Below are 26,585 nucleotides of genomic sequence, written 5' to 3'. Positions count from 1 at the left end.
CGCAGGCTGGCCGGCACAGGCGTAATCTCGCAGCCGGCCCCTAGAATGACGAACCGCTTCCATGAGTTCCTTCACCGTCCCGCCCCATGACGCCACCAGCCCTGCGCCGCTCGACTACGAGCGGCGCATGACTGCGCGCTCTCCGCTGGGACTCAATCTTTTCTGGCGTACCTTCTGCCTGCTGGCCCTGCTGCTGGTGGGCAGCATCCTGGCGTGGCTGCAGACGCTGCGCGCCTTCGAATTCGAGCCGCGCACGCTGCACACCGCCCAGCAGATCGCCTCGCTGGTCAACCTCAGCCGCGCGGCCCTGGTGCATTCGGATGCCATCAACCGCGTCTCGCTGATCAAGACCATGGCCGACCAGGAAGGCGTGCGCATTCTGCCGCGCGAGCCTGGCGACAGCTTCGAGCTGCTGGACCAGAGCACGCTGGGCAAGCGCCTGACCGAGGAGCTCACGCGCCGCCTGGGCTACGGCACCATCGTGGCGCGCAGCGTCAATGGCGAACCGGGGCTGTGGGTGGGCTTCACCATCAATGGCGACCGCACCTGGCTGCTGATGGACCGCTCGCGCTTCACGCCGGCCAGCGGGCGCACCTGGCTGATCTGGCTGATCACGGCCGGCCTGCTGTCCCTGGCGGGGGCGGCGGCCATCGCGCGCCTGATCAACCGGCCACTCAAGCAGTTGAGCTATGCGGCCAACCGCGTGCGAGATGGCGACTTCGACGCCAGCCAGCTGGACGAGGAAGCCGTCACCAGCGAGATCCGCGAGGTCAACATCGGCTTCAATCGCATGGCGCAGAAACTGGCCCAGCTGGAGCAGGACCGCGCGGTGATGCTGGCCGGCATCTCCCACGACCTGCGCACGCCGCTGGCGCGCCTGCGGCTGGAGACCGAGATGAGCGTGGTGGACGACGTGGCGCGCGAGCACATGGTGGCCGACATCGTGCAGCTCGACGCCACCATCGACAAATTCCTGGACTACGCCCGCCCCGACCATGTCACCCTCAACCCGGTGAACCTGCATGCCGTGGTGTCCTCCTGCGTCTATGCGGTGCAGGACCACCGCGAGCTGCAGATCAGCATGGCCGTGCCCGAAGGCGTCTATGTGCTGGCCGACGAGGTGGAACTGGCGCGCGTGATCTCCAACCTGTTCGAGAACGCACGCCGCTACGGCAAGACGCCCGAGACCGAAACCACCCACGTGGATGTGACGGCATCGGAACGCGAAAGCTGGGTGGTGATCCGCATCCGCGACCATGGCCGTGGCGTGCCGCCCGAGCAGCTCGCCAGCCTGACACAGCCCTTCTTCCGCGGCGACTCCGCGCGCACGGCCGCAGCGGGGGCGGGCCTGGGCCTGTCCATCGTGGACAAGACGGTGCAGCGCATGGGCGGCGTGTTTGCGCTGTCCAACTCCTCCACGGGCGGGCTGGTTGCCCATGTTCAGTTGCAGCGTGCCTCGGGCGTGGCCAAGGGTGCCGAGCCCGAGCAGCGTCTGCAGCGCCCGCAGATCAAGCGCCAGCTGCCCCCGCGTGCGCAGGACGGCGCCCTGGACGGAGAGGACTGAGCCCGCAGCGCGCGTTCGGCAGATACGTTCGGCAGATACAAAGGCCCCGGCGATCGTTGACCGATCGCCCGGGCCTTTTGCATGGGGATGGCCCCCTCCGGTCAGGCGCGGAACAGCAAGGCGGCAGCGCGCGCCTCCATGGCCTGCTGCTGGCCCACGGGGCCGAGCTTTTCGGCCGTCTTGGCCTTGACGTTGACCTGGTCCAGCGCCAGCCCCAGCGCCGTGGCGATGCGCTCGCGCATGGCGGGAATGTGCGGCGCCAGCTTGGGGGCCTGGGCAATGATGGTGCTGTCGATGTTGCCGATCTCCAGCCCCGTGGCGCGCACGCGGCGCGCCGCTTCCACCAGCAGCACCAGCGAATCGGCGCCACGGAATTCGGGGTCGGTGTCGGGGAAATGCCGGCCGATGTCGCCCAGCGCCGCGCCGCCCAGCAGCGCGTCGGTGATGGCGTGCAGCAGCACGTCGGCATCGGAATGGCCCAGCAGCCCCAGTTCGTGCGGCACCTCGATGCCGCCCAGGATCAGCTTGCGCCCGGGCACCAGGGCATGCACGTCCCAGCCCTCGCCAATACGAAAATTCATGTGAAACATTCCAGGTTCAGAAAAATGGATTGCCCGACGCCTGCGGATGGTCGCGCTGGCCCCGGTATCGCTCCAGCGTGGTGCTGCGCTCGCGCTGCGACAGCACGGCGGCGGCCAGCGCGAAATCGTCCGGATAGGTGACCTTGAAGTTCTGCGCGCCGCCGGGCACCAGGCGCGGGCGCTGGCCCACGGCCTCCATGGCGCTGGCCTCGTCGGTCACGGCCGAGCCGGCGTGCTGCAGCGCATCGAGCAGCGGCGCGATGCGGAACATCTGCGGCGTCTGCGCCAGCCATTTGTCGCTGCGGTCCACCGTGCCCGCCACGCGCACCCCGCTGGGCCCGGCCACGGCCGTCTTGAGCGTGTCGGGCAGCTTGTGCGCCAGCAGGCCGCCCACGGCATCGTGCTCGCAGGCGTCGATCAGGGCATCGATGAGCGCGGGCGTCACCAGGCAGCGCGCGGCATCGTGCACCAGCACCCAGTCGTGCGCGCCCGCACCGCGCGCCAGCAGCTCCTTCAGGCCGTTGGTCACGGATTCGGCCCGCGTGGCGCCTCCGCATGCCGCCGTGGAGTAGCGCGTGGGCGACGGGCCCGGCAGGCCCTGGCGCCAGAAATCATCGCCGGGCGCGATCACCACCAGCGTGTGGTGTACGCGCGTTGCACCCGCAAAGGCGGCCAGCGTGTGCGCCACCATGGGCGCACCGGCCACCAGGTGGTATTGCTTGGGCAGTTCAGGCGCAGGCGCATCGGGTGCGATGGCGCGCGAGCCCGTGCCCGCGCAGGGGATCAAGGCCCACAGGCGGGCCGGCTCCAGGGACGCGGGCGCAGCCGCCGCAAGCAGATCTGTCATGGTGGCGCATTGTAGTGACGGCCATGCGCCACCATGGACATGCGGGCATGCCTGCATGGCCGCCATGCGTGCTGGCTAAAATGGTTCGATACCCCTCTGCGCGTGCCGAGGGGTTTTGTCGTTACTTCGCCCAGGCGCTGCGGCGCCCACGTCCAAGCACCATGGAACTGCCCAAGCTCACTCCCGGAAAACGCTTCACCCTGCCCCGCCCCGTGGGCAGCGCCGACGCCCTGCTGCTGGCCCGCCTGGGCGAGCGCGAGAAGGCGGCAGGCCGGGTGACGGCCATCGTCACGGCCGACGCCTCGGATGCCCAGCGGCTGATCGACGAGATGGCCTTCTTCGCCCCGGGCCTGCGCTGCGCGCTGTTCCCCGACTGGGAGACCCTGCCCTACGACAGCTTCTCTCCCCACCAGGACCTGATCAGCGAGCGCTTGGCCACGCTGTGGCGCATCAACCAGCGCGACAAGGAGCATGGCGCCGACGTGGTGCTGGTGCCCGCCACCACCGCGCTGTACCGGCTGGCGCCGCCCTCCTTCCTGGCCGGCTACACCTTCGAGTTCAAGAGCGGCCAGAAGCTGGACGAGGCCAAACTCAAGGCCCAGCTGACGCTGGCCGGCTACCAGCATGTCTCCCAGGTGGTCAGCCATGGAGAGTACGCGGTGCGGGGCGGCCTGATCGACCTGTTTCCCATGGGCTCGCTGCAGCCCTACCGGGTGGACCTGTTCGACGACGAGATCGACTCCATCCGCACCTTCGACCCCGACACCCAGCGCAGCCTCTACCCCGTGCCCGAGGTGCGCCTGCTGCCCGGCCGCGAGTTCCCCATGGACGAGGACGCGCGCGCCAAGTTCCGCCAGCGCTGGCGCGAGCTGCTGGAGGGCGATCCCACGCGCAGCCGCATCTACAAGGACATGGGTCAGGGCATTGCCACGGCCGGTATCGAGTACTACCTGCCGCTGTTCTTCGACGAAACGGCCACCGTGTTCGACTACCTGGGCGCCGATGCCACCGTGGTGATGCATGGCGACCTGGAGCCGGCCTTCCAGCGCTTTTGGCAGGACACCAAGGAGCGCTTCCGCCTGGTGCAGGGCGACCCCGAGCGCCCGGCCCTGCCGCCCGAGGTGCTGTTCCTGTCCGCCGACCAGTTCTACACGCGCGCCAAGGAGCACGCCCAGCTCGCGCTGCGCCCAGGCACCGAGGACGTGGCCGACAGCGCCATCTTCCAGAAGCTGGAGGACCTGTCCGTGGTGCGTGGCGCCGAGGACCCGCTGGCGCGGCTGCAAAGGCACATTGCCGCCAGCGCCCACCGCATCCTGCTGCTGGCCGAGTCCGATGGCCGCCGAGAAAGCCTGCTGGACTTCTTCCGCGCCTCGGGCGTGAACCCGCCGGTCTTCGACTCGCTGGCCGAGTTCCAGGGCGATGCGGGCGAGAAGGTGGGCATTGCCACTGCCGGGCTGATGAACGGCTTTGCCTGGGTGGAGGAAGGCCTGGACTTCGTCACCGAGACGGAGCTGTTCGCCACCAGCCCCACGGGCCGCAGGCGCCGCCGGCAGGAGCAGGTCAGCGATGTGGAGGCGCTGATCAAGGACCTGTCCGAACTCAAGGTGGGCGACCCCGTGGTGCACTCGGACCACGGCATCGGCCGCTACCAGGGCCTGGTCCACATGGACATGGGCCAGAAGAACCCGGACGGCACGCCGGCCGTGCAGGAATTCCTGCACCTGGAGTACGCGGGCAACGCCGTGCTCTACGTGCCCGTCAGCCAGTTGCAGCTGATCAGCCGCTACACGGGCGTCTCACCCGAGGACGCGCCGCTGCACAAGCTTGGCGGCACGCAGTGGGAAAAGGCCAAGCGCAAGGCGGCCGAGCAGGTGCGCGACTCGGCAGCCGAGCTGCTGAACATCTACGCACGCCGCGCCGCACGCCAGGGCCATGCCTTCCGCTACTCGCCCCAGGACTACGAGCAGTTCGCCAACGACTTCGGCTTCGAGGAAACGGCGGACCAGCGCGCCGCCATCCACGCCGTGATCCAGGACATGATCAGCCCCCAGCCCATGGACCGCCTGGTCTGCGGCGACGTGGGCTTCGGCAAGACCGAGGTGGCGCTGCGCGCGGCCTTCGTGGCCATCACGGGCGGCAAGCAGGTGGCCTTCCTCGCGCCCACCACGCTGCTGGCCGAGCAGCATTACCAGACCCTGGTGGACCGCTTCTCCAAGTGGCCGATCAAGGTGGCCGAAGTCTCGCGCTTTCGCTCGGGCAAGGAGATCACGGCGGCCGTCAAGGGCATTGCCGACGGCTCGGTGGACATCGTCGTGGGCACGCACAAGCTGCTGTCCGAGTCCACGCAGTTCAAGAACCTGGGCCTGCTGATCATCGACGAGGAGCACCGCTTCGGCGTGCGCCACAAGGAAGCCATGAAGGCCATGCGCGCCGAGGTGGACGTGCTCACGCTGACGGCCACGCCCATCCCGCGCACCATGGGCATGGCGCTGGAAGGCCTGCGCGACCTGTCCGTCATCGCCACCGCGCCCCAGCGGCGCCTGGCCATCAAGACCTTTGTGCGCAACGAGGGTACGGGCGTGATCCGCGAGGCCGTGCTGCGCGAGCTCAAGCGCGGCGGCCAGTGCTACTTCCTGCACAACGAGGTCGAGACCATCGAGAACCGCAAGCAAAAGCTCGAGGAAATCCTGCCCGAGGCACGCATTGCCGTGGCCCACGGCCAGATGCCCGAGCGCGAGCTCGAACGCGTGATGCGCGACTTCGTGGCCCAGCGCTACAACATATTGCTGTGCTCGACCATCATCGAGACGGGCATCGACGTGCCCAGCGCCAACACCATCCTCATCAGCCGCGCCGACAAATTCGGCCTGGCCCAGCTGCACCAGCTGCGCGGCCGCGTGGGCCGCAGCCACCACCAGGCCTATGCCTACCTGATGGTGCCCGACCTGGACAGCCTGACCAAGCAGGCCCAGCAGCGGCTGGAGGCCATCCAGCAGATGGAGGAACTGGGCTCGGGCTTCTACCTGGCCATGCACGACCTGGAGATCCGCGGCGCCGGCGAGGTGCTGGGCGAGAACCAGAGCGGCAACATGATGGAGGTGGGCTTCCAGCTCTACAACGAGATGCTGTCCGAGGCCGTGCGCAGCCTCAAGGCCGGCAAGGAGCCCGATCTGCTCAGCCCGCTGTCGGCCTCCACCGACATCAACCTGCACGCGCCGGCCCTGCTGCCGGGCGACTACTGCGGCGACGTGCACCTGCGCCTGTCCTTCTACAAGAAACTGGCCACGGCCCGCACCAGCGACCAGATCGACACCCTGCTCGAAGAAATCGTGGACCGCTTCGGCAAGCTGCCGCCCCAGGCGCAGACGCTGATCGACGTGCACCGCCTGCGCGTGCTGTCCCAGCCCTACGGCGTGGTCAAGGTCGATGCGGCGCCCGGCGTCATCAACATCACCTTCAAGCCCCAGCCGCCGGTGGACCCGATGGCCATCATCCACCTCATCCAGAAGAACAAGCACATCAAGCTGGCCGGCAACGAGAAGCTGCGCATCGAGCGCGCCCTGGACAACCCCAAGGACCGCGCCCAGATGGTGCGCGACGTGCTGCGCAGCCTGGGCCAGCCGCTGGTGGAGGCAAAGGCGGCCCAGCCCGCATAGAAGGGTTGTCCTAGCCATGTTCCTCGAAGCGAGCATCGCCCTGCTGGCCCTGGCCGCCGCGCTGTGGCTGCGCCCCTGGCGCATGCTGGCCGGCCGCCCGGGCCCGGGCGGGCCGCTGGACCGCATGGCCTCGCCCCTGGTCACGCCGCTGCTGGGCGTGCTCGTGCTGCTGCCCTGGATCTGGGCCCTGCCCACGCTGCACCGCATGCCGCTGCAATTGCAGTGGTCCTCGGCGCCGCTGGTGGTGCTCATGCTGGGCTGGCCTCTGGCCGTGCCGCTGCTGCTCGTCGTGGGCGGGCTGGCCGCCCTGCTGTCGCCGGCCCTGGGCTGGGGAGATGCGCTGGGCATCTCGGTCTGGCAGGGCATCGTGCCCGCCACGCTGGCCATGCTCTGGGGCGCGGCGCTGCGGCGCTGGCTGCCGCACCAGATCTTTGTCTTCATTCTCGCGCGCGGCTTTGCGGGCACGGTGCTGTGCGTCTTCATCTCGGCCCTGCTGGCCCAGGCCGCAGGCCACTCGCTTCCCGGTGTCAACGAGGACCTGTCGCGCATTGCGCGCTGGCTCATGGCCTGGGGCGATGCCGTGGTCACCGGCATGGTGACGGCCATCTTCGTGGTGTTCCGTCCCCAATGGCTGGCCACCTGGTCGGATGCCATCTACCTGCGCCGCCCACCTGCGCCCTGAGGGCGCATCCAGGCACAAGCCGTGGCGCGCCGCAGTGCCAAGGCCAGTGACTGCGCCGCGCGGCCCTGGCTCTGGATATGATTCGCGCCTGATACCCGCCAGCCCGGCGGCCCGTCCCTTTTTGCTGCCCCACCCATGACCGATGTCACCGAATTCGCGCCCGGACTGCTGATCCGCGGCATCCAGCCGCCACTGAAGCTGGCCGACTACAAGCTCATCGCGTTCGACATGGACTCGACGCTGATCACCATCGAGTGCATCGACGAGATCGCCGACGCCACCGGCAAGAAGGCCGAGGTCTCGGCCATCACCGAAGCCACCATGCGCGGCGAGATCACCGACTTCAAGGACAGCCTGCGCCAGCGCGTGGGCAAGCTCGTCGGCGTGACCGAGACCGACATGGCCCGCGTGCTGGCCGAGCGCCTGAAGCTCTCCCCGGGCGCCGAAACCCTGGTGCGCGCAGCCCAGGCTGCGGGCCTGAAGGTGCTGCTGGTCTCGGGCGGCTTCACCTACTTTGCCGAACATGTGCGCGGCATGCTGGCCATCGACTTCGTGCGTGCCAACGTGCTGGAGATGCGCGATGGCGCGCTGACCGGCGGCCTGATCGAGCAGCCCTGGGGCGACATCTGCGACGGCGCCGAAAAGCGCCGCACGCTGCTGGAAGTCGCCTCGCTGCTGGGCATTCGCCCCGACCAGTGCATCGCCGTGGGCGACGGCAGCAACGACATTCCCATGATGCAGGTCGCAGGCCTGTCCGTGGCCTACCACGCCAAGCCGCGCGTGCGCAACGAGGCCAAGGTCTCCATCACCGAAGGCGGCCTGGACCGCCTGCTGGAAGTGCTGCGCTGAAAACCGGCGGCGGGGGCTGGCGCAGGCCGCTGCACTGCTCCGCAATCAATAGCTGAGAATGTTTTGTGGGCTTGCTTTTCCGGCAGGCCCCGGTCTTTTCTACAATGCTTGATGCAGCCCCATAGGCCACCGCCTCAGCGCCGGTGGCTCTCCTACAACAGCAGGCTGCACACCGGCGTATCCGCATGCCGGTGCTTGGAATCTCCTGCCCCATCCCCATGTGACACCCAAGGCCGCAGGCCTGCCCGCAGACGGGCGGCCTGTGGCGCTCCGACCGGCGCAGGCCCGCCTGCGCCGACCGTGCACATGACCACCATGATTGGAAAAACCTTCGTGAAGACTTCGTTCCGCACCACTGCCTCCGTGATCGCCCTGGCCATTGCCTCGCTGACCGTGCCCACGCTGGCCCAGGCCAAGCGCATGGGCAGCGGCGGCAAGTCCGTGCGCCCGGCGTCGATCGGCAAGGCCCCTGCCCAGCCCGCAGCGCCTGCGGCGCCCACCGCCAGCAAGGCGGCAACGCCTGCCAGCCCGGCAGCTCCTGCCACGCCAGCAACGCCGGCCGCGCCCGCCGCAGCCGCCGCTCCGGCAGCGGCACCTGCCACTGCAGGTGCTGCAGGCCCGGGCATGATGGGCACGCTGGGCGCCGCCGCCGTGGGCGCCGTTGCCGGCTCCATGGCCGGCAATGCGCTGGCCGGCGCCATGACCCCTGAAAAGGACGCTGCCGCCAAGGAGGCCGAAGCCAAGGCCAAGGCCGCCGAAACCGAGGCAGCCGAGCTGCAGCGCAAGGCCGATGAAGCCAAGGCCAAGGCAGAAGCCGCCCGCGCCGCCGCCAAGTAAACCGCCTGCTCCTTGCAAAAGGCCGCGCCTGTCGCGGCCTTTCTGTTTTGTCCAGCGGCTGCTTCAACGGCCTTGCGCATGCTCTCCACGCAGCGTCATCACGGCGCTGGCGATGCTCGCAACGGCCTTGCCATCATCACGCTCGATTTCACAGCGGTAGTGGCTGATCGTGCGCCCACGGTGCTCGGCCCACGCCCGCGCGCACAGCCTGGAGCGCCAGACCGGGCGCAGGAAGGCCGCCTTCAGGTCGATGCTGGTGAAACTCTGGCCTGGCTCCATCAAAGTGGAATGCGCCGTGCCTATGGCAGCATCGGCCAGTTCGCACAGCATCCCGCCATGGACCGTGCCCTGCTGGTTGCCATGGCGCTGCGCATCGGCGTCGAACTCCACGACGGCCATGGCTTCGCCGACGGCCACTATGCGAAACCCCAGCATCTGCGAGATCGCGGTCGGATAGCGCATGTGCGTGGCCTCGTCTGCGGCAAGCCGCCCTTCGATCTGCCGCTGCAGATAGTCGAGCACGGGGAGATAAGTGCGGGGAAGATGCATGGATTTCCTGTCTGGAGCGGGAGGGCAAGGCCCGGGAATGCCCGTCTCGCCAGTGTGATGACCTAGACTGGAACAATCAAAAAATTGTCCTAACTACACTCCATGGCTGCCTCTCGCGTTGCTCTGCTGACTGAACGGCTGGCCGAAGACATCCGCGCCGGCCGGCTCGCCCCCGGCACGCTGATGCCCACGCACCGCGACCTCGCGGCCCGCCATGGCATGGCCGTGGCGTCCGCCAGCAAGGTGTATGCGCGGCTGGCCTCCCTCGGCCTGGTCATCGGCGAAACCGGGCGCGGCACCTTTGTGCGGGATCGGCCGCAGCAGCGCGAATGGGATGGCAGCGACGAATCCCGCCTGAGTTCGGACACGGCCGACCTGTCCTTCAACCATCCCACCTGGCCGGGGCAGGCCGGGCTGTTGCGCTCCATGCTGCGCGAGCTGGCTGCTTCGGGCGACCTGGCTGCGCTCATGCACCAGCAGCCGCCCGGCGGCCGGCTGCACGAGCGGCGCATCGTGGCCGACTTCCTTGCCCGCGAACGCGGCCTGGCTGCCGAGCCGGAACGCATCTTCCTGGTCAACGGCGCGCAGCAAGGACTGGACATTGCCGTGCGTGCGCTGCTGCGGCCCGGCGATGCGGTGGCCGTGGACGCGCTGACCTACCCGGGCTTCAGGATGCTGGCCGAGCTCCAGGACCTGGACCTACAGCCGGTCCCTGCCCTTGACGAGGGTCCCGACCTCGATGCATTGGAGCGGCTGTGCGCACGCCGGCGCATACGCGCCATCCATGCCATGCCCACGCTGCACAACCCCCTGGGATGGGTGATGCCGCTGGCGCAGCGCCAGCGCCTGGTGGAGATCGCAAGGCGCCACGATTGCCTGCTGATCGAGGATGCTGCCTATGCCTTTCTGGCAGGCAAGGCGCCCGCAGCCCTCGCAACGCTTGCGCCAGAGCGCTGCATTCACGTCTCCAGCCTCTCGAAAAGCGTGGCCAGCGGGTTGCGCTTCGGCTTCATGGTGGTGCCCCAGGCATGGGCAGGCCGCGTCAAGGCCGTGGTGCGCGCCAGCCACTGGAGCATGCCGGGCCTGGTCACGGCCATGGCCACGCGCTGGATGGCCAGCGGCTCCGTGCGGCAGCAGGAACAACGCATGCGGCAGGAGGCACGTCGCCGGCAGGCGATTGCGCGCAAGGCGCTGGCAGGAATGCAGATGCTGGCCCACCCCTGCTCGCTCTTCCTCTGGCTGCGCCTGCCCGGGGAGCTGAGGATGGACCGGGTGGCCACGGCGCTGGCACAGTGCGGCATCGCCGTATCGCAGGCCCACGCCTACGCAACGACACCCCATGCCCCGCATGCGCTGCGCCTGGGACTGGGTTCGGTGCCTCTGCCGCAACTGGAGGCCGTACTCGTTCAGTTGCGGGATACCGTGGAAGGCTTTCCGCCCTGAGCCTGTGCCGGGCCAGGGCCCGGTTCAGCGGCCTTGCGCTTCAGCGCCGCCCGTCGCGCAGCGGCTGCAGCAGGTGCGACAGGCCGTTGTGGTCCAGCTCCTGCATCAGCGCCAGCAGTTGGCCCAGCTCTCCCTTGGGAAAGCCCTCGCGTGCGAACCAGTTCAGATAGTTGCCGGGAAGATCGGCGATCAGCCGGCCCTTGTACTTGCCATAGGGCATTTGCACCTGCACCAGCTTTTGCAGCATTTCGGAGTCCATGGCGGCGATGGTACGCGCTGCGCCATCGCAAGAATCCGCATAAAAAACCACAGCCTTATAACCAAATATCAAAAATGTTCAACGCGGCCCCTGGCGCAGCACTAGACTATGCGCCTGCCTGCCGCCAAGCCCGACGCGGAGCCGTTCTCCCGGGCCGGCGGCGTTTTATCGCAACCCGTTGAAGAAAGTCCTCCGGTCATGTTGAAGAAAGCCCTCTCCGCAATCGCGATTGCCACGCTGGCACTGACAGCCCAGGCCGCCGACGTGCTCAAGGTCGGTGCCACGGCCGTGCCGCATGCAGAAATCCTCAATCACATCAAGCCCGCGCTGAAGGCCCAGGGCATCGATCTGCAGATCAAGGAATTCAGCGACTACGTGCAGCCCAATGCGGCCGTCGAGGACAAGCAGCTGGACGTGAACTTCTTCCAGCACCAGCCCTACCTGGACAGCTACAACAAGGACCGCAAGACCTCGCTGGTGGCCGTGCCCAATGGCAAGGTCCATGTGGAGCCCTTCGGCGGCTACTCGCAGAAGATCAAGAACGTCAAGGATCTGAAGGACGGCGCCACCATTGCCATCCCCAACGACCCCTCCAACGGCGGCCGCGCCCTGATCCTGCTGGCCAAGCAGGGCCTGATCGAGCTCAAGGACCCCAAGAGCCTGACGCCCACGCCGCTGGATGTGGCCAAGAACCCCAAGAAGCTCAAGTTCAAGGAACTCGAAGCCCCGCTGCTGCCGCGCGCACTGGGCGATGTGGACCTGGCGCTGATCAACACCAACTACGCCATCGAGGCCAAGCTCAATCCCACCAAGGATGCGCTGTTCATCGAAGGTGCCGACTCGCCCTACACCAACATCGTGGTGTCGCGCCAGGACCGCGCCAACGATCCCAACATCGCCAAGCTGATGAACGCACTGCACACGCCTGATGTGAAGAAGTTCATCGTCGAGAAGTACAAGGGCGCCGTCGTTCCCGCGTTCTGAATGCGAGGTGGCCGCAGCCTTGCCGGCTGCGACCGTTGCGAAAAAAAAAGCGCTGCCGGGGCAGCGCTTTTTTTGTGGCTGGCATTCCTTGCCTCAGCCTGCGGAGGCCACCTCCGCCGGCGCCTTGGCCGCAGCAGCCGGCCGCGTGATGGCGCTGCCCATGGCCGCGCCCATGATGCAGGCAATGGCCAGCCACTGCGTTCCCACCAGTTGCTCATGCAGCAGCAGCATGCCCATGAGGGCGGCTATCGCGGGCTCCGTTGCCAGCGCGATGCCGAAGGTGGCGGGCGGCAGGCGGCGCAGCGCCATCATCTCCAGCGTGTAGGGCAAGGCGCTGGAGATGGCCGCAACCATCAACCCGAAAAGAAGTATGGATGGCTGCAGCAGCTTGGCCCCCGCCTCGGCCACGCCGAAGGGCACCACCACCATGGCGGCGAACACCAGGCCCAGCGACACGGCCTGGCCGCTGGGAATGCTGCCCAGCCGCTGGCCCAGCAGGATGTACAGCGCCCAGCAGATGGCCGCGCCCACGGCGCAGGCAATGCCCACGGGCTCCAGCACCAGGGCGCCGACGCTGGCACCGCCTATGGGCAGGATCAGGGCCAGCCCCGCCACCGCCAGCGCAAGCCAGACAAAATCCACGGGCCGGCGCGAGTGGTAGATGGCCACGGCCAGCGGCCCCGAGAACTCGATGGCCACGGCCAGGCCGAAGGGAATGGTGCGCAGCGCCATGTAGAACAGCAGGTTCATGGCGCCCAGCGCCACGCCGAAACGCAGCAGCGCCCAGGCCTGAGGCCGCGCCAGCGTCCAGCGCCAGGGCCGCCAGATGGCCACCAGGATCAGCGCGGCAAAGCCCACGCGCAATGCCGAGGTGCCCTGGGCGCCCAGCACCGGAAAAAGCTGCTTGGCCAGTGACGTTCCCACGCCCAGCGCCGTCACCGAGCCCAGCACGGCCAGCAGCGGCCAAGCGCGGTTCCATGTGATGTTTGTTGTCATGGCGCGTACGATATTGCAAGCGCACCGCGCAAACAGCTCGTTTTTGAGCCGCTTCACGCAATATTCGCTCTTTTCCTCTTCTCGCCGCCAGCCGCCCATGCCCGCCATCGCCCTGGACTCCTTCGACCGCGCCATTCTCGACGTGATGCAGCGCGACAACCTCACGCCACAGCGCCTCATCGCCGAGCGCGTGCACCTTTCCGCGCCGGCCGTGCAGCGGCGCATCAAGCGGCTGCAGGAGCTGGGCGTGATCGCGGCCAACGTGGCCGTGGTCGATCCGGCGCGCATAGGCCGGCCGCTGACCGTGCTCATCAACGTGCAGCTGGTCAACGAGCGCCCCGATCTGTCGCAGGCCTTTCGCGCACGCGTGGATCGGGAGGACGCGGTACAGCAGTGTTACTACGTGACCGGTGAAGCCGACTATTCATTGATCGTCACGGCTGCCGATATGGAGGAGTACCAGGCGCTGGCGGCTCGGCTGTTTGCGGGGGACGACAACATCCGGCGCTACACCACCTCGATAGCGCTGGAACGCGTCAAGACCGGGCTGCAGCTACCGCTGCAGCCGCAAGCCACGGATGCCTGACCACCGTCATCAGATCGTTTTGAACATAGAACGCCATCACAGGCAGGGAGACTTCAATGAGCGCACCGCATCCGGACAGCATGGCCAATCTGGTGGCCATCCGCACCCTCGACAAGTACGAGAACGACTATTTCCCCAAGCGCGACCGCATCACCATCGCCTTTCGCGGCGATCTGGCAGAGCAGTTCAAGTACGACAAGATCCGTCCGCTGTCGCCGGCCCAGCGCCATGGTCACCGCGTGGTGATCGAGGCCGAGAGCCAGAAGACCGGCACCACCGGCCACTACTGCATCGAGTGCAACAGCTGGAACCTCATCGAGGCCGTGGGCACCTGGGCACCGGAGCCGGAGCAGGCGGCGGGCTGAGCCTGCCGCTTCTGGCCGGCCCAGGCCGGCCCAGGCCGGCTCAGGCCCCGGCCGGCGCCCAGACGCTGCCGGCCACCCACCAGGCCAACGCCAGCATCATCACGCCCGTCAGGCCATCGAGAATCCGCCAGGCACGCGGCTTCTCGAACAGGCGCCTGAGGCGGCGGCCTGCAAAGGCCAGCAGCACGAACCATGACAGGCTGGCCGAAGCGGCGCCAATCACATACACCCATTTGAGCGCGCCTTCCTGGCGCGCGCCGATGGAGCCCATCAGCAACACCGTGTCCAGATAGACATGGGGGTTGAACAAGGTGATCACGGCCAGCGTGGAGACCACACCCAGCAGGCCGCGCGGCGCCAGCTGCCCGCCCGAGGCGGCCAGCTGCGCATCGGGCGCCATGGCCATGCGCCACAGCGCCATCAGGCCGTAGGCCAGCAGGAACAGGGCGCCGCCCAGGGTCAGGTAGCGGGCCAGATCGGGGTTGTCGCCCAGCAGCCGGGCCATGCCCGCCACGCCCAGGCCGATGAGCACCACGTCGCTGACCACGCACCATGCCACGCAGGCGCGTACATGCTGGCCGTGCACGGCCTGGCGCAGCACATACAGGTTCTGGGCTCCGATGGAGACGATGAGCGACAGGCAGACCGTGAAGCCCGCCAGCCAGGAAGAAGAAACATTTGCAGTCCACATGGGCAGGGATTGTCTGGCTCACAAAAGGTTAAGTAAAATTACATTTACTCAATCAAATGAAGAATATCTAAATGCTCGACTACGCCGGACTCGAAGCCCTGGCAGCCGTGGTGCGCGAAGGCAGCTTCGAACGCGCGGCGCGCAAGCTGCACGTCACGCCCTCGGCCGTCTCCCAGCGCATCAAGCTGCTGGAAGAGCGCGTGGGCCAGGTGCTGGTGCTGCGCGGCCAGCCCTGTTCAGGCACGGAGGCAGGCCGCCGCCTGTGCCTGCATGTGGAGCAGGTTGCCCTGCTGGAAAACGACCTGCGCCGCAAGAACCCCGAACTGGTGCCCGAGGGCCAGACGGCCCTGCCCACGCTCAAGCTGGCCGTCAATGCCGACTCGCTGTCCACCTGGTTCATGGACGCCATGTCCGCCTTCACGCGCGACGGCAACGAGCTGCTGGACATCAGCATCGACGACCAGGACCACACGGCCAAGCGCATCCGCGAGGGCGAGGTGATGGCCGCCGTCACGGCCACGTCCTCGGCCATTCCGGGCTGCAACACCTGGCCGCTGGGACGCATGCGCTACGTGGCGGCCGCCAGTCCCGATTTCATCCGCCGCTACCTCAAGGACGGCATCACGCCCGAGGCCATGGCGCGCACGCCCATGATGAGCTACGGCCGCAAGGACAGCCTGCAGGACCAGTGGCTGCAGCGCCTGGGCGCGGAAGGCCGGCGCAGCACGCCGCGCCACTTTCTGCCGTCCAACCAGGGCTATACGCGGGCCTGCGAGCTGGGCATGGGCTGGGGCATGCACCCGCCGCTGATGATCGGCGCGCAACTGGCCGAAGGCAGCCTGGTGGAGCTGCTGCCCGGCAACGATCTGGACATTCCCATGTACTGGGCCCATGCGCGCAATGCGCAGGCCAGCCTGCAGCGGCTGACGGACTGCGTGATCCAGGCGGCAGCCGCCTGTCTTGACCCGATGGAGTGAGGGGGCGACGGCGGCGCCGTCCGCGCCCGGCTCAGGGCTGGCGGCCGGTGTCGTCTGCCGGGGTGGACGGCTCAGCCTGGGCCTGGTCGTTGCGTTCCGGCCGCTGTATGGTGCGCACGGCCGCGCGCACGCGGGTCAGGGTGTGGAAGTCCAGCAGGCTGGTGGCCATGATGGTTTCCCAGAGAAAGCAGGCCAGGGCCGAGAGAAACATCAGCACGCCGAACAGAAAGCCCAGCACCGCATAGCCATGGCCGTTGATGCCGTAGGCCTCGCCCAGGAACAGCAAGGCAATGGTCAGGCCGATGCAAAAGCCGCAGACGGTCAGCAGCCCTATACAGACATTGGCCAGCCGGCCGCGCTTGCGCAGAAAGTGCAGCTCGGTCAGGCTGCGCGCGATGAATTCCTCCTCCTGCGGCGTGCGCAGCAGTTCCTCCAGCTTGCGGGCGCGGTCGATGATGCGGGCCAGCCGCCCGGCCACGGCGCCTATCATGCCGGCCACGGCCGTCAGGAAGAACACCGGCGCCAGCGCCAGCTGGATGCTGTGGGTGACGGTATCGGCGTCTAGCGACCAATTGATCATGCGGTCCTCTGCGTGCTTTCTGTTGTCTGGTCCGGCCGTGCTGCCGTGTTTTCGCGCGGACAGTATTGTGGCCGCAACCGGGGGCCGCAAGAAGCCATGCCGCCCGCTTTCAGCGCGCCGGGGGTGCCGGCAGAACCTGCGCGCACAGCGAAAGCATCTGGTCCAGCAGGGCGGGCGCCCGGTCGCGGCGGCGGACCACGCCCAGCGGCGCCAGCCGGCCCGTCAGCTGCACGTCGAGCCGGCACACGCGCGCATGGGTCTGCAGGCCCGGCGCGATGCTCAACGGCACCAGGGCCACGGCGCCGGGCTGGCTCAACAGGCCTTCCAGTATCGGCAGGGAAACGGTGGAGACGGGAAACCAGGGCGCATCGGGCAGTGCCTGGAGCACCTCGGCCTCGAAAATCCCGCGCACGGCGATGTTGGCCGTGGGCAGTACCCAGCGCGCGCCGGTCAAGGCCTGCAGCGGCACGCCACGGCGCCCGGCCAGTGCATGCGAGCGTGCGGCCACCACCACGGCCGTGTCGGCCAGCAGCGGCTCGAAGACGAAGGGGCCGGGCAGCAGCGCCGGCTCGCGGCAGAACACCGCGTCCAGCCCGCCGCCCAGCAGCTGGGACAGCAGCCGGGTGCTGGCGTCTTCGTGCACATCGACATGCACCTCGGGGTGTTCGGCATAGAACCGCGCCAGCAGGGGCGAAAGAATGGCCAGGGCCGCCGCCGGAATGGAGCCCAGGCGCAGCGCGGCCGCGGCGCCCCGGCGAATGGCGGCCAGCGATTCCGCCACCTCCTCCAGCGCGGCCAGCACGCCGCGCACCGTGTCCACCAGGGTCTGGCCGGCCAGCGTGGGGCGTATGCCGCGCGCATGCCGCTCGAACAGGCGGATGTCGAGCACGCGCTCCATCTCGGCCAGCGCCTGGGTGGCCGCCGACTGGCTCATGTGCAGCGTGGCGGCGGCCTGCACCACCGAGCCGCATTGCTGCAGCGCCACCAGCAACTGCAGCTGGCGCAGGCGCACATGCTTGGTCAGGCGCGAGAACAGCAGCCGGCCCTGGGGCGTGGCCGCGTCGTCCAGGCCTTCGCGGTCGTCAAAATCGTGGCTCATGGGAATCTTGGTGTTTTCCCCAGGCAGGCCCTGGCGCGCCACAGGCGGCAAAGGGCAAGCTATCGGAACGGCTTATAGCTTGGCACAAATACCGTGGCCCACGCGGGCGGCAGGATTTCTATAGTCGCCTGCATCGGGAGCCGGCACGGCCCAGGCTGCGGCTCACTCCCCGTCGATGGAGTCCATGCCATGCAAGCCAAGCCCCTCTTACAGCCTCTCTCTCACCTGCCGCGCCGCACCCTGCTTTCCCTGGGCGCGGGCCTTTGCGCCGCGCTGTGCGGCCTCACCCTGGCCCGCACGGCCCATGCGGCCGACGCCTATCCGAGCAAGCCCGTCAAGCTCATCGTGCCCTTTGCGGCCGGCGGCTCCACCGACATCGTCGCGCGCGTGATCGCCGAAGGCCTGCGCAGCACGCTGGGCCAGCCCGTGGTGGTGGACAACAAGGCCGGCGCGGGCGGCCTGATCGGTACCGAAAGCATTGCCCAGGCGGCGCCAGACGGATACACCATAGGCATGGCCACGGTGAGCACGGCCACCATCAACCCCTCGCTGTACACGCGCGCCGCCAGGCTGGAAGGCAGGCTCCTGCCCGTGGCCAACCTGGTGACCATGCCATCGGTCTACATGGTCCATCCCAAGATGGGCGTCAAGGATTTCGCGGGGTTCCTGGCCAGGCTGCGCGCCCAGCCCGGCGCCTACAGTGCGGGCGTGCCGGGCCTGGGCACGCTGGGCCATCTGATGGTGGCGTCCTTCAACGAGACCATGAAGACCCAGATCCAGATCGTGCCCTATCGCGGCAACGGCCCGGCGCTCAACGACGCCCTGGCGGGCATGGTGCAGGTGATGACCGATCAGTTGCCTTCGGCCATGCCCCAGATCAAGGGTGGCAAGCTCATCCCCGTGGCACTGTCGGGCGACAGCCGCTCGCCCGATCTGCCCGATGTACCCACCTTCAAGGAGCTGGGCTATGCGCAGCTCAACGAGCTGGGCATCAGCTGGTTCGGCCTGGTCGTGCCGGCCGGCACGCCGCCCGCCATCGTCCGGCAGTTGCAGGAAGCGTCCACGAAGGCCGTGCGCCTGCCCGAGGTGCAAAAGCACCTGAAGCTGCTGGGAGCATCGGTCACCGAGATGGACCAGGGCCGCTTCCCTGCCCAGATCGCCAGCGAACTGCAGCGCAACAAGGCGCTGCTGGACAAGGCAGGAGTGAAGCCGGAATGAGCGCGGTCGATCATCTCCAGGATTTCTTCCAGCAGCAGTCCGCGCGCATGGCGGCCCTGGCCGACAGCATCTGGTCGCTGGCCGAGCTGCGCTATGCCGAGACGGCTTCGGCCCAGCTGCACATCGATGCGCTGGAGCAGGCCGGGTTTCGCATCACACGCGCCCTGGCCGGCATTCCCACCGCCTTTCTGGCCGAATGGGGCGACGAGGGCCCGGTGCTGGCGTTCCTGGGCGAGTACGACGCACTGTCGGGCCTGAACCAGCAAAGCGGCGCCCTGGTCTGCACGCCGTCCACCGACAGCCCGGGCCTGGCCGGCCACGGCTGCGGCCACCACCTGCTGGGCACCTCGGCGCATTTCGCGGCCATCGCGCTGCAGGAGCACCTGCGCCGCAGCGGCGCCAAGGCGCGCGTGCGCTACTACGGCTGCCCGGCCGAAGAAGGCGGATCGGGCAAGACCTTCATGGCGCGCGCCGGGGTCTTCGACGATGTGGACACGGCGCTGACCTGGCACCCGGCCAGCTTCTCCGGCGTGTTCAGCCAGAGCACGCTGGCCAATATCCAGGCGAAGTTCGTCTTCCACGGCAAGGCCTCGCATGCCGCGCACTCCCCCCACCTGGGCCGCAGCGCGCTCGACGCCGTGGAGCTGATGAACGTGGGCGTGAACTACCTGCGCGAGCACATGCCCACCGATGCGCGCGTGCACTACGCCATCACCGACTCGGGCGGCCTGTCGCCCAACGTGGTGCAGGCGCGCGCCGAGGTGCTGTACCTGGTGCGGGCCGCACGCAACCATGAGGCGGCCGCACTGTACGAGCGCGTGCAGAACGTGGCGCGCGGCGCAGCGCTGATGACGGATTGCCGGCTGGAGATCGTCTTCGACAAGGCCTGCTCCAACCTGCTGCAGAACCGCACGCTGAACCAGGTCATGTACGAACAGATGCAGGCCCTGGGCCCGCTGCGCGTGGACCCCGGACTGCACAGCCTGGCCGGCGACTTCCAGGCCACGCTGGACAGCAATGACGTAGACCAGGTCAGCCGCCCGCTGGCCAGCGTGCTGCGCGGCAAGGTGCCGGCCGTGTTCGAGGGCCTGGCGCCCTACGATCCCGCTGTGGAGGACACCCTGTTCGGCTCCACCGACGTGGCCGATGTGAGCTGGATCACGCCCACCGTCCAGGCCTGGGTGGCCTGCTACGCCTTCGGCACGCCGCTGCATTCCTGGCAGATGGTCTCGCAGGGCCAGTCCGGCCTGGCCCACGCCGGCATGGTGCGCGCCGCCCAGGTGATGGCCGCCACCGCCATCGCCCTGCTGCAGCGGCCCGAGCGCATGGCCGAGGCCAAGGCGGAGCTGCTCGAGCGCCGCGGCGGCAGGCCCTATGCCTGCCCGATTCCTGCGGAGGTGCCCTTGCCGTTCATGCGAGGGTGATGTCCTTGGCATCGACGAATGTAAGGAAAATTCCTTACACTCATCTCCCAAGTCATTTGTGAAGGATTGCGCCATGCCCGACATCCATGAACTGGCCACCCTCACCTCCAAGGGCCAGGTCACGCTGCCCAAGCCCATACGCCAGGCCTTGGGCGTCGATGCGGGCGGCAAGATTGCATTCCGACTGCGCGAGGATGGCTTGGTCGTTGTCAGCCGCGCCGAAGAAGAGCATCAGGACCCCGCCATAGCGGCCTTCCTCGATCTGCTGGCTGCCGATATCCAGTCCGGCCAAAGGCTCCAGAGCCTGCCCGACGACCTGGCCCGCGACATGCTTGCGCTCGCAGGTCGTACGGTGGACCTGGATGACGATATCCAGGGCGATGTGGTGATCTGATGCAGCGCCACGGCTGGACCCTGCTGTTCCATGACTGCGTGGTGGAACAGTTGCGCAAATTGCACCAGGCCGCCCGACGCGCAGAGCACAACAGTCCGCAAGACTTCGGCTCCAATGCCAACGTCAAACTGTTCAGGGCTCTGAGCCAGTTGATGCTGGAAGTGATTCCCGGCGATCCCTCACGCGACGAATACCGCCAGGGCAATACGCTGGGAGCCAGCCACCGCCACTGGCGGCGGGCCAAGATCGGCAGAAGGTTCAGGCTGTTCTTCCGGTACGACTCCCGCTCCAGGGTGATCGTCTTCGCATGGGTCAACGACGAGCAGACCCTTCGCTCGTCGGGCAGCGCATCCGACCCCTATGCAGTTTTCGAAAAAATGCTCGGACGCGGCCATCCGCCCGACGATTGGGAAGATCTGAAAGCGGCCAGCACGGAACATTGGCACGCTGGCCCGCGGTAGCCGGGCACCCGGCCTTTGCGCTGCCGCAAACCCGCCCCGCCGCCGCGTTGACCCATCACAAGCCCTCCACGCCATGCCACGGCGATAGTCGGATCGGGACCCCACCGATACCTACAAACCACAGGAGGACTTGTGAAGCTGATGATCGATCTCTTTTCCACCGACTACGGGCTGATGAGCCTGGGCGTCATCGTCTTCATCCTGATCATGGCGGGCTTTTTCCTGCGCCTGTTCCTGGGCAAGATGAAGCACGTGGCCAACAAGCCGCTTGAATGAAAAGATGCCCAGGCAGGGCCTGGCCTGGGCATTCGCATGCAGCCCTGCGCACTCAATAGTGCGGGGGCAGCTCGTCGCGCAGATGGGTCGCATCGCCGGCAGGCCCGCCCTCCGGCACCCGTCGGCGCAGGTCGCGCAGCTCGTCCAGGAGCCGGTCGATCTGCTGCTGCTGGCGGTAGATGGTCAGGTTCAGTTGCTCCAGCAGGTCGTCGGTGTAGCTGGCCTTGATCTCCAGCTCCATCACGCGCGCCTGCAGGGCCTGGGCCTCGTCGCGTTCGCCGCTGCGCTCGTTGTCCCCAGCCACGCTCACGCCTTGAGCGCCTGGGCCAGGCGGGCGATGCCTTCGCGGATCTTGTCCTCGTCGGCCGTGGCGAACGAGAGGCGGAAGCTGGTGGCATCGGGGTTTTGCGCGAAGAACGGCGCGCCCGGCACAAAGGCCACGCCCTGGGCGATGGCCCGCTTGGCCAGCTCGCCGGCATCGGCCAGCGCGCCGCCCTTGCCGGTCAGGCGCACCCACAGGAACAGGCCGCCCTGGGGCTGCAGGAATTCCACGGCATCGCCGAGGTGCTCGCGCAGCGCATCGCCCATGGCCTTGGCGCGGCGCGCATAGACCTCGCGCACATGGGCCAGCGTGGCGGGCATGGCGCCGGACTTCAGGTACTGCGCGGCCGTGGCCTGGGCAAAGGTGCTGGTGTGGGCGTCGCTGAACTGCTTGCACATCACGGCGCGGGCCAGCAGCTCGGGCGGGGCCACCAGCCAGCCGATGCGCAGGCCGGGGCTGAGCACCTTGCTCAGCGAGCCGCAATGGGCCAGCCAGTCGCGGCTGCCGGGCACCTGGCTGGACAGGGCCAGCAGGCTGGGAGGTGGCGCCTCGCCAAAATACAGGTCGCCGTAGGGATCGTCTTCCACCACCAGGGTCTGGTACTTGACGGCCAGCTCCAGCACTTTCTTGCGGCGCTCCAGGCTCAGCATGGCGCCGCTGGGATTGCCGAAGGTGGGAATCAGGTAGACCAGCTTGGGGCGGTGCTCGGCAATGAGCTTTTCCAGCGCATCGACCTGGGCGCCTTCGGCATCGATGGGCGCGCTGATGACTTGCGCGCCGTACAGGCGAAAGCACTGGATGGTGGCCAGGAAGGTCGGGCCTTCCACGATGACCTTGTCGCCGGGGTTGATCATGGTCTTGCCCAGCAGGTCCAGCGCCTGCTGGCTGCCCGTGGTGACCACCAGCTGCTCGGGGGCCAGCTCACGCACGCCCTTGCCGGCCATGAAGGCGGCGATCTGCTCGCGCAGCGGCTGGTAGCCCTCGGTGGCGCCGTACTGCAGCGCGGCACCCGGCTCCTGCTGCAGCGCTGCCTGGGAGGCGGCGCTGATGCCGGCCACGTCGAACATGGCGCTGTCCGGGAAACCACCCGCGAAGCTGATGATGCCGGGCTTGCCCAGCAGCTTGAACAGCTCGCGGATGGCGGAGGTTTCTACGTTGTTCAGACGGTCGGCGAATTGCATGGGCAGGATTCTCGTTGTCGATGCGATGAAAAGGCGAAGCCTGCATTGTCGCCAATCCTGCCGCAGCTTTCCTGCACGATTAGAAGTCCCCTGAGTCGCTTCGCGCCTTCCCGTTGCACGGCGCCCCCCCAAGGGGGACGACGCCATCTCTGCCCCCTCTTTCCCGGAAGGCAGCTGCGTTCAATCCACCTTGATGTCGGCCCTGGCGGCCACGGCGCGCATCTGCGGCAGTTCGCGCTCGATGCGCTCCTGCAGCGCGCTGCCCGGACCCCATGCGGGCGACAGGCCGATGTCCACCAGCTTCTTCTTCATGGCCGGCTCGGCCATGGTGTCAGCCAGCGCCTTTTCCAGCTTCTTCTGGATGGGAGCGGGCAGGCCGGCCGGTGCGAGGAAGGCAAACCAGGTGTCCATGGCAAAGCCGGGGTAGCCGCTTTCGGCCACGGTGGGCACCTGGGGCAGCAGGGGTAGGCGCTGCGGGCCCAGGGCCGCGATGGGGCGGATCTTGCCGGCCTTGATCAGCGGCATGGTAGCCACCACCGTGTCCACGGCCACCTGCACCTGGCCGCCCATCAGCGCGGTCAGGCTGGGCGAGCTGCCGTTGAAGGGCACGTGCACCATGCGCATGCCCGTGGCGGTCTTGAGCATTTCGCCACCGAAGTGCACCGACGACCCCGTGCCGAAGGAGCCGTAGGACAGCTTGTCCGGATCGGTCTTGGCCAGGGCCACGAGTTCAGGCAGGGTGCGTGCAGGCGTTTCGTTGTGCGCCACCAGCACCAGCCCCATGTCGGCCACCAGGCCCAGCGGCGTGAAGCTGCGCAGCGGATCGTAGGGCAGCGGGTTGCGGATCACGGGGTTCAGCGTCAGCGTGGTGCTGGCGCCCAGCAGCAGCGTGTAGCCATCGGGCGGCGCCTTGGCCACCAGCGCGCCAGCCACCACGGTGCCCGCGCCGGGACGGTTTTCCACCACCACGGGCTGGCCCAGGCGCTCTCCCAGCGATGTGGCCAGCAGGCGGCCCAGGATGTCGGTGGCGCCGCCGGGCGCAAAGGGCACGACCAGCTTGATCGGGCGATCCGGGTAGGACTGGGCCTGGGCATGCGCCAAGGGCAAGGCAAGCACAGCGGCGCCGGCCATCAGGCACGACAGAAAACGGGAACGGGACAAGGCCATGGCACGGATCTCCTGGGGAACGAGGGAACGGGAACCTGGGAACAAGCTCAATGCGGCAATTCAGTCGTCAGTCTTCAGTCGAGCAGCGGGCTGCGCACGCGCGACAAGCCGCTGGCCTGGTCATAGGCATGGCCGATCTGCAGTACGGCCAGGTCGGCCTGCGCCGGGCCGATGATCTGCAGCCCGGCAGGCAAGCCCTGCGGCCCGAAGCCCGCAGGCGCGGCCAGGGCCGGAAGGCCGGCCATGGTGGCAGGCACCACGGTCTGCATCCAGCGGTGGTAGGTGTCCATCTCGCGGCCGTCCACGGCGTGAGGCCAGTCCAGCGCTGCGTCGAAGGGAAAGACCTGGGCGGAGGGCAGCACCAGAAAGTCGTAGCTGTCGAACAGGCGGCGCAATGTTTCATACCAGGCCGAGCGCACGCGCGCCGCGTCATAGACGGCCATGGCCGGCAGCGCCAGGCCGCGCTCGATTTCCCAGACGGCCTCGGGCTTGAGCAGGGCGCGTTTGGCCGGATCGTTGTACAAGGCGGCGTTGGCGCCGGCCACGCTGAAGCTGCGCAGGTCGATCCAGGCGCGCCACAGGCGCTCGAAATCGAACTGCGGCACGGCCTCCTCCACCGTGCAGCCTGCGGCCGTGAAATGCTGCAGCGCCGCCCGGCAGGTCTGCAGCAGGCCAGGCTCGGTGGGCAGGTGCCCGCCCAGGTCCCCCAGCCAGCCGATGCGCAGGCCCTTGCAGTCGCGCTGCAGCTGGGCGGTCCAGTCTTTGGGCGGCTCGCTGCGGCGCGTCAGCGGCAGGCGCGCATCAAAGCCTGCCTGCACGGACAGCAGCAGGGCCAGGTCGGGGATGTCGCGCGCCATGGGACCGGCGACGCTGAACTGCTGGAAGAACACCTCTTCCGAGGGGCCATGCGGCACGCAGCCCACCGAGGTGCGCAGTCCGTAGACATGGTTGAAGGCGGCCGGCGTGCGCAGCGAGCCCATCATGTCCGAGCCATCGGCCACGGGCAGCATGCGCAGCGCCACGGCCACGCCCGCCCCGCCGCTGCTGCCGCCTGCCGATCGCGAAGGATCGAAGGCATTGCGCGTGGTCCCGTAGACCGGGTTGTAGGTATGCCCGCCCAGGCCGAACTCGGGCGAATTGCTGCGTGCCACGAAGAGCGCACCGCCTGCGCGCATGCGCTCGAACACCACGCAATCGGCCTGCGACAGCTGGTTCGCGAAGATCGGCGATCCCTTGGTCGTGACCATGCCTGCGGCCGGCATGATGTCCTTGGGCGCCTGCGGAAAGCCGTGCAGCGGCCCCAGGCTCTGGCCGCGCGCCAGCAGCGTATCCAGCTCGCGGGAGCGGCCGCGCAGCCAGTCCCGGTCCAGCGGAGCCACCAGCGCGTTGACCACGGGGTTGAGCCGGTCGATCTGGGCGCAGTAGGCATCCAGCACTTCCAGGCAGGACAGCTCGCGGCCGTGGATGGCCTTGGACAGCGCGACGGCCGACATCTCCACCACGGCACCGCCCCCGGTGGCCAGACCCGGCTGCAGCGCAGCGGCGCTTGTGCTTGACTCCATGGATTTCCTCGTTTTCGTGACAGAACGAAGTCAGCATAAGCAGGCGCAAATATTTCGACAATCGCCATTTTCTCGGCTTATCGTTGCGTTTTCCGCAAACCATAACTGGGAGCCACATGCTTTCCAACCGCCTTCAGGACACGGCCCTGCGCTACTTTCTCGAAGTGGTGCGCAGCGGCTCGGTCAGCGATGCCGCCGCGCGGCTCAACGTCTCGCCCTCGGCCGTGAGCCGCCAGGTCGCCGGTCTGGAAGAGATGCTGGGCGTGCCGCTGTTCGAGCGCCGCCCGCGCGGCATGGCGCCCAGCCCGGCAGGCGAGCTGCTGGCCGCCCACGCGCGCCGCGGTGCGCTGGAGGCCGACCGCGTGGTCTCGGATATCGAGGCCCTGCAGGGCCTGCGCCGGGGCGTGGTGCGCGTGTGCAGCTCGGGCGGCTTTGCCATCGAATTCCTGCCGCGCGCCATGGCGCTGTTTCGTGAACAGTACCCGGGCATGCAGTTCCACCTGCGCGTGGAAGCACCTGCCGCCGTGACCCAGGCCGTGCTGGGCGGCGAGGCCGATGTCGGCCTGACCTACAGCCGTGCGGCGGCACGCGATATCGAGGTCTGGCACCGCCAGGTCTCGCCCGTGGTCGCCATCATGCGGCCCGACCACGCACTGGCCCGGCATGCCAGCATCACCCTGGCCCAGATGCATCCCCATGCCATTGCCCTGCCCGAGGACGCCAACACCGCGCGCCAGCTGTTCGACATTGCCTGCAGCCACCGGCGCCTGGTGTTCGAGCCTGCCCTGGTCAGCGGCCAGTTCGAGACCCTGGTGCACTTCGTGCTGCATGGCGGCGGCCTGTCATTGGGTGGTGAGGTCACCATGCGCGAGCGCGTGCGCCGTGGCGAACTGCATGCGGTGCCCATACGCGAACGCGGCATGAATGCACGCGCCATCGAGCTGCAGACGCTGGCAGGCCGCACGCTGTCCAAGGGAGTGCGGGCCTTCGTGGAGCATCTGCGGGAGCTGCTGCCTCCCGGGTAGGAAGACGAAG

28 protein-coding genes are annotated in these 26,585 nt (G+C 68.1%); 16 read left to right on the top strand and 12 right to left on the bottom strand.

Features of this window, described 5'->3' with window-relative positions:
* Positions 1–61 precede the first annotated feature (61 nt).
* Positions 62–1,564: an ATP-binding protein gene (locus tag AC5I49_RS07625; protein WP_012204699.1), complete on the top strand. Its 1,503-nt coding sequence runs from the start codon at positions 62–64 to the stop codon at positions 1,562–1,564.
* Positions 1,565–1,665: 101 nt separating this feature from the next.
* On the opposite strand, the gene ispF is transcribed toward AC5I49_RS07625, so the two are convergent.
* Positions 1,666–2,145, bottom strand: coding sequence for a 2-C-methyl-D-erythritol 2,4-cyclodiphosphate synthase (gene ispF, locus AC5I49_RS07620; RefSeq protein WP_013803157.1), 480 nt, complete (start codon positions 2,143–2,145; stop codon positions 1,666–1,668).
* Positions 2,146–2,161: 16 nt separating this feature from the next.
* Positions 2,162–2,992, bottom strand: a complete 831-nt coding sequence (ispD, locus tag AC5I49_RS07615; RefSeq protein ID WP_046238331.1) for a 2-C-methyl-D-erythritol 4-phosphate cytidylyltransferase — start codon at positions 2,990–2,992, stop codon at positions 2,162–2,164.
* Between the two features lie 161 nt (positions 2,993–3,153).
* On the opposite strand from ispD, the gene mfd reads away from it, so the two are divergent.
* From mfd to AC5I49_RS07595, 4 genes are all read left to right on the top strand, one after another.
* Entirely contained in the window at positions 3,154–6,648 is a 3,495-nt protein-coding gene (gene mfd, locus AC5I49_RS07610; RefSeq protein WP_016445269.1) for a transcription-repair coupling factor, read from the top strand.
* Positions 6,649–6,664: 16 nt separating this feature from the next.
* Complete coding sequence (locus tag AC5I49_RS07605; protein WP_473210674.1) at positions 6,665–7,330, top strand: hypothetical protein; 666 nt, start codon at positions 6,665–6,667, stop codon at positions 7,328–7,330.
* A gap of 135 nt (positions 7,331–7,465) precedes the next feature.
* Complete coding sequence (gene serB, locus AC5I49_RS07600; protein WP_495789128.1) at positions 7,466–8,179, top strand: phosphoserine phosphatase SerB; 714 nt, start codon at positions 7,466–7,468, stop codon at positions 8,177–8,179.
* A 306-nt stretch (positions 8,180–8,485) separates the two neighbouring features.
* Complete coding sequence (locus AC5I49_RS07595) at positions 8,486–9,016, top strand: hypothetical protein (protein WP_016453029.1); 531 nt, start codon at positions 8,486–8,488, stop codon at positions 9,014–9,016.
* 63 nt (positions 9,017–9,079) lie between these two features.
* Here the strand turns inward: AC5I49_RS07595 and AC5I49_RS07590 are convergent, their stop codons facing one another.
* Positions 9,080–9,565, bottom strand: a complete 486-nt coding sequence (locus AC5I49_RS07590; protein ID WP_016453030.1) for a PaaI family thioesterase — start codon at positions 9,563–9,565, stop codon at positions 9,080–9,082.
* 102 nt (positions 9,566–9,667) lie between these two features.
* Between AC5I49_RS07590 and AC5I49_RS07585 the strand changes: the two genes are divergently transcribed.
* Positions 9,668–11,008 (top strand): aminotransferase-like domain-containing protein, encoded by a 1,341-nt coding sequence (locus AC5I49_RS07585; RefSeq protein WP_016453031.1) that lies wholly within the window; start codon positions 9,668–9,670, stop codon positions 11,006–11,008.
* Between the two features lie 40 nt (positions 11,009–11,048).
* On the opposite strand, the gene AC5I49_RS07580 is transcribed toward AC5I49_RS07585, so the two are convergent.
* Complete coding sequence (locus AC5I49_RS07580) at positions 11,049–11,267, bottom strand: DUF3820 family protein (protein WP_017404429.1); 219 nt, start codon at positions 11,265–11,267, stop codon at positions 11,049–11,051.
* A 198-nt stretch (positions 11,268–11,465) separates the two neighbouring features.
* Here AC5I49_RS07580 and AC5I49_RS07575 point away from each other — a divergent pair, with 198 nt between their 5' ends.
* A complete protein-coding gene (locus tag AC5I49_RS07575) occupies positions 11,466–12,251 on the top strand; it encodes a MetQ/NlpA family ABC transporter substrate-binding protein (RefSeq protein WP_017404430.1) in 786 nt (261 codons plus the stop codon).
* A gap of 93 nt (positions 12,252–12,344) precedes the next feature.
* On the opposite strand, the gene AC5I49_RS07570 is transcribed toward AC5I49_RS07575, so the two are convergent.
* Positions 12,345–13,247 (bottom strand): EamA family transporter, encoded by a 903-nt coding sequence (locus AC5I49_RS07570; protein ID WP_209802201.1) that lies wholly within the window; start codon positions 13,245–13,247, stop codon positions 12,345–12,347.
* A gap of 97 nt (positions 13,248–13,344) precedes the next feature.
* On the opposite strand from AC5I49_RS07570, the gene AC5I49_RS07565 reads away from it, so the two are divergent.
* Both AC5I49_RS07565 and AC5I49_RS07560 read left to right on the top strand, forming a co-directional pair.
* Entirely contained in the window at positions 13,345–13,833 is a 489-nt protein-coding gene (locus AC5I49_RS07565; protein ID WP_016445260.1) for an Lrp/AsnC family transcriptional regulator, read from the top strand.
* 56 nt (positions 13,834–13,889) lie between these two features.
* Positions 13,890–14,198 (top strand): hypothetical protein, encoded by a 309-nt coding sequence (locus tag AC5I49_RS07560; RefSeq protein WP_016445259.1) that lies wholly within the window; start codon positions 13,890–13,892, stop codon positions 14,196–14,198.
* Between the two features lie 40 nt (positions 14,199–14,238).
* Here AC5I49_RS07560 and AC5I49_RS07555 read toward each other — a convergent pair whose 3' ends face one another.
* Positions 14,239–14,889, bottom strand: a complete 651-nt coding sequence (locus AC5I49_RS07555) for a LysE/ArgO family amino acid transporter (protein ID WP_016445258.1) — start codon at positions 14,887–14,889, stop codon at positions 14,239–14,241.
* Between the two features lie 71 nt (positions 14,890–14,960).
* Here AC5I49_RS07555 and AC5I49_RS07550 point away from each other — a divergent pair, with 71 nt between their 5' ends.
* Positions 14,961–15,866, top strand: coding sequence for an HTH-type transcriptional regulator ArgP (locus AC5I49_RS07550; protein WP_016445257.1), 906 nt, complete (start codon positions 14,961–14,963; stop codon positions 15,864–15,866).
* Between the two features lie 31 nt (positions 15,867–15,897).
* Here the strand turns inward: AC5I49_RS07550 and AC5I49_RS07545 are convergent, their stop codons facing one another.
* Together AC5I49_RS07545 and AC5I49_RS07540 are read right to left on the bottom strand one after the other, a co-directional pair.
* Positions 15,898–16,446, bottom strand: coding sequence for a DUF2721 domain-containing protein (locus tag AC5I49_RS07545; RefSeq protein WP_016445256.1), 549 nt, complete (start codon positions 16,444–16,446; stop codon positions 15,898–15,900).
* A gap of 109 nt (positions 16,447–16,555) precedes the next feature.
* Positions 16,556–17,545, bottom strand: a complete 990-nt coding sequence (locus tag AC5I49_RS07540) for a LysR family transcriptional regulator (RefSeq protein ID WP_046988007.1) — start codon at positions 17,543–17,545, stop codon at positions 16,556–16,558.
* Positions 17,546–17,734: 189 nt separating this feature from the next.
* Here AC5I49_RS07540 and AC5I49_RS07535 point away from each other — a divergent pair, with 189 nt between their 5' ends.
* The 5 genes from AC5I49_RS07535 (at position 17,735) to AC5I49_RS07515 (ending at position 21,318) form a co-directional block, all read left to right on the top strand.
* Positions 17,735–18,763: a tripartite tricarboxylate transporter substrate binding protein BugE gene (locus AC5I49_RS07535; RefSeq protein WP_017404435.1), complete on the top strand. Its 1,029-nt coding sequence runs from the start codon at positions 17,735–17,737 to the stop codon at positions 18,761–18,763.
* Positions 18,760–20,187, top strand: coding sequence for a M20 family metallopeptidase (locus tag AC5I49_RS07530; protein WP_310038945.1), 1,428 nt, complete (start codon positions 18,760–18,762; stop codon positions 20,185–20,187). Before AC5I49_RS07535 ends, AC5I49_RS07530 begins: the two co-directional genes overlap by 4 nt.
* A gap of 73 nt (positions 20,188–20,260) precedes the next feature.
* Positions 20,261–20,581, top strand: a complete 321-nt coding sequence (locus tag AC5I49_RS07525) for a type II toxin-antitoxin system PrlF family antitoxin (protein ID WP_154834711.1) — start codon at positions 20,261–20,263, stop codon at positions 20,579–20,581.
* A complete protein-coding gene (locus AC5I49_RS07520) occupies positions 20,581–21,042 on the top strand; it encodes a type II toxin-antitoxin system YhaV family toxin (protein WP_043789674.1) in 462 nt (153 codons plus the stop codon). The genes AC5I49_RS07525 and AC5I49_RS07520 overlap by 1 nt, the downstream gene beginning before the upstream one ends.
* Positions 21,043–21,183: 141 nt before the next feature.
* On the top strand, positions 21,184–21,318 hold the full coding sequence (locus AC5I49_RS07515) for a DUF3149 domain-containing protein (protein WP_016445252.1): 135 nt from the start codon (positions 21,184–21,186) through the stop codon (positions 21,316–21,318).
* A gap of 52 nt (positions 21,319–21,370) precedes the next feature.
* On the opposite strand, the gene AC5I49_RS07510 is transcribed toward AC5I49_RS07515, so the two are convergent.
* The 4 genes from AC5I49_RS07510 to AC5I49_RS07495 all read right to left on the bottom strand — a co-directional run bounded on the left by AC5I49_RS07510 (position 21,371) and on the right by AC5I49_RS07495 (position 25,550).
* Entirely contained in the window at positions 21,371–21,628 is a 258-nt protein-coding gene (locus AC5I49_RS07510) for a SlyX family protein (protein ID WP_160852583.1), read from the bottom strand.
* Complete coding sequence (locus AC5I49_RS07505; RefSeq protein ID WP_016445250.1) at positions 21,625–22,821, bottom strand: aminotransferase-like domain-containing protein; 1,197 nt, start codon at positions 22,819–22,821, stop codon at positions 21,625–21,627. The genes AC5I49_RS07510 and AC5I49_RS07505 overlap by 4 nt, the downstream gene beginning before the upstream one ends.
* 180 nt (positions 22,822–23,001) lie before the next feature.
* On the bottom strand, positions 23,002–23,988 hold the full coding sequence (locus tag AC5I49_RS07500) for a Bug family tripartite tricarboxylate transporter substrate binding protein (protein WP_495789127.1): 987 nt from the start codon (positions 23,986–23,988) through the stop codon (positions 23,002–23,004).
* Between the two features lie 74 nt (positions 23,989–24,062).
* The gene (locus AC5I49_RS07495) at positions 24,063–25,550 is read right to left on the bottom strand and encodes an amidase (RefSeq protein WP_310038960.1); all 1,488 of its coding nucleotides are present in this window, start codon (positions 25,548–25,550) and stop codon (positions 24,063–24,065) included.
* 116 nt (positions 25,551–25,666) lie between these two features.
* Between AC5I49_RS07495 and AC5I49_RS07490 the strand changes: the two genes are divergently transcribed.
* Positions 25,667–26,575 carry a LysR family transcriptional regulator gene (locus AC5I49_RS07490; RefSeq protein WP_016445247.1) on the top strand — a complete coding sequence of 303 codons (909 nt, stop codon included), beginning with the start codon at positions 25,667–25,669 and terminating at the stop codon, positions 26,573–26,575.
* Positions 26,576–26,585 lie beyond the last annotated feature (10 nt).

It is taken from the genome of Delftia sp. (assembly GCF_059499305.1).
This window is presented reverse-complemented; position numbering and strand designations above follow the sequence as displayed.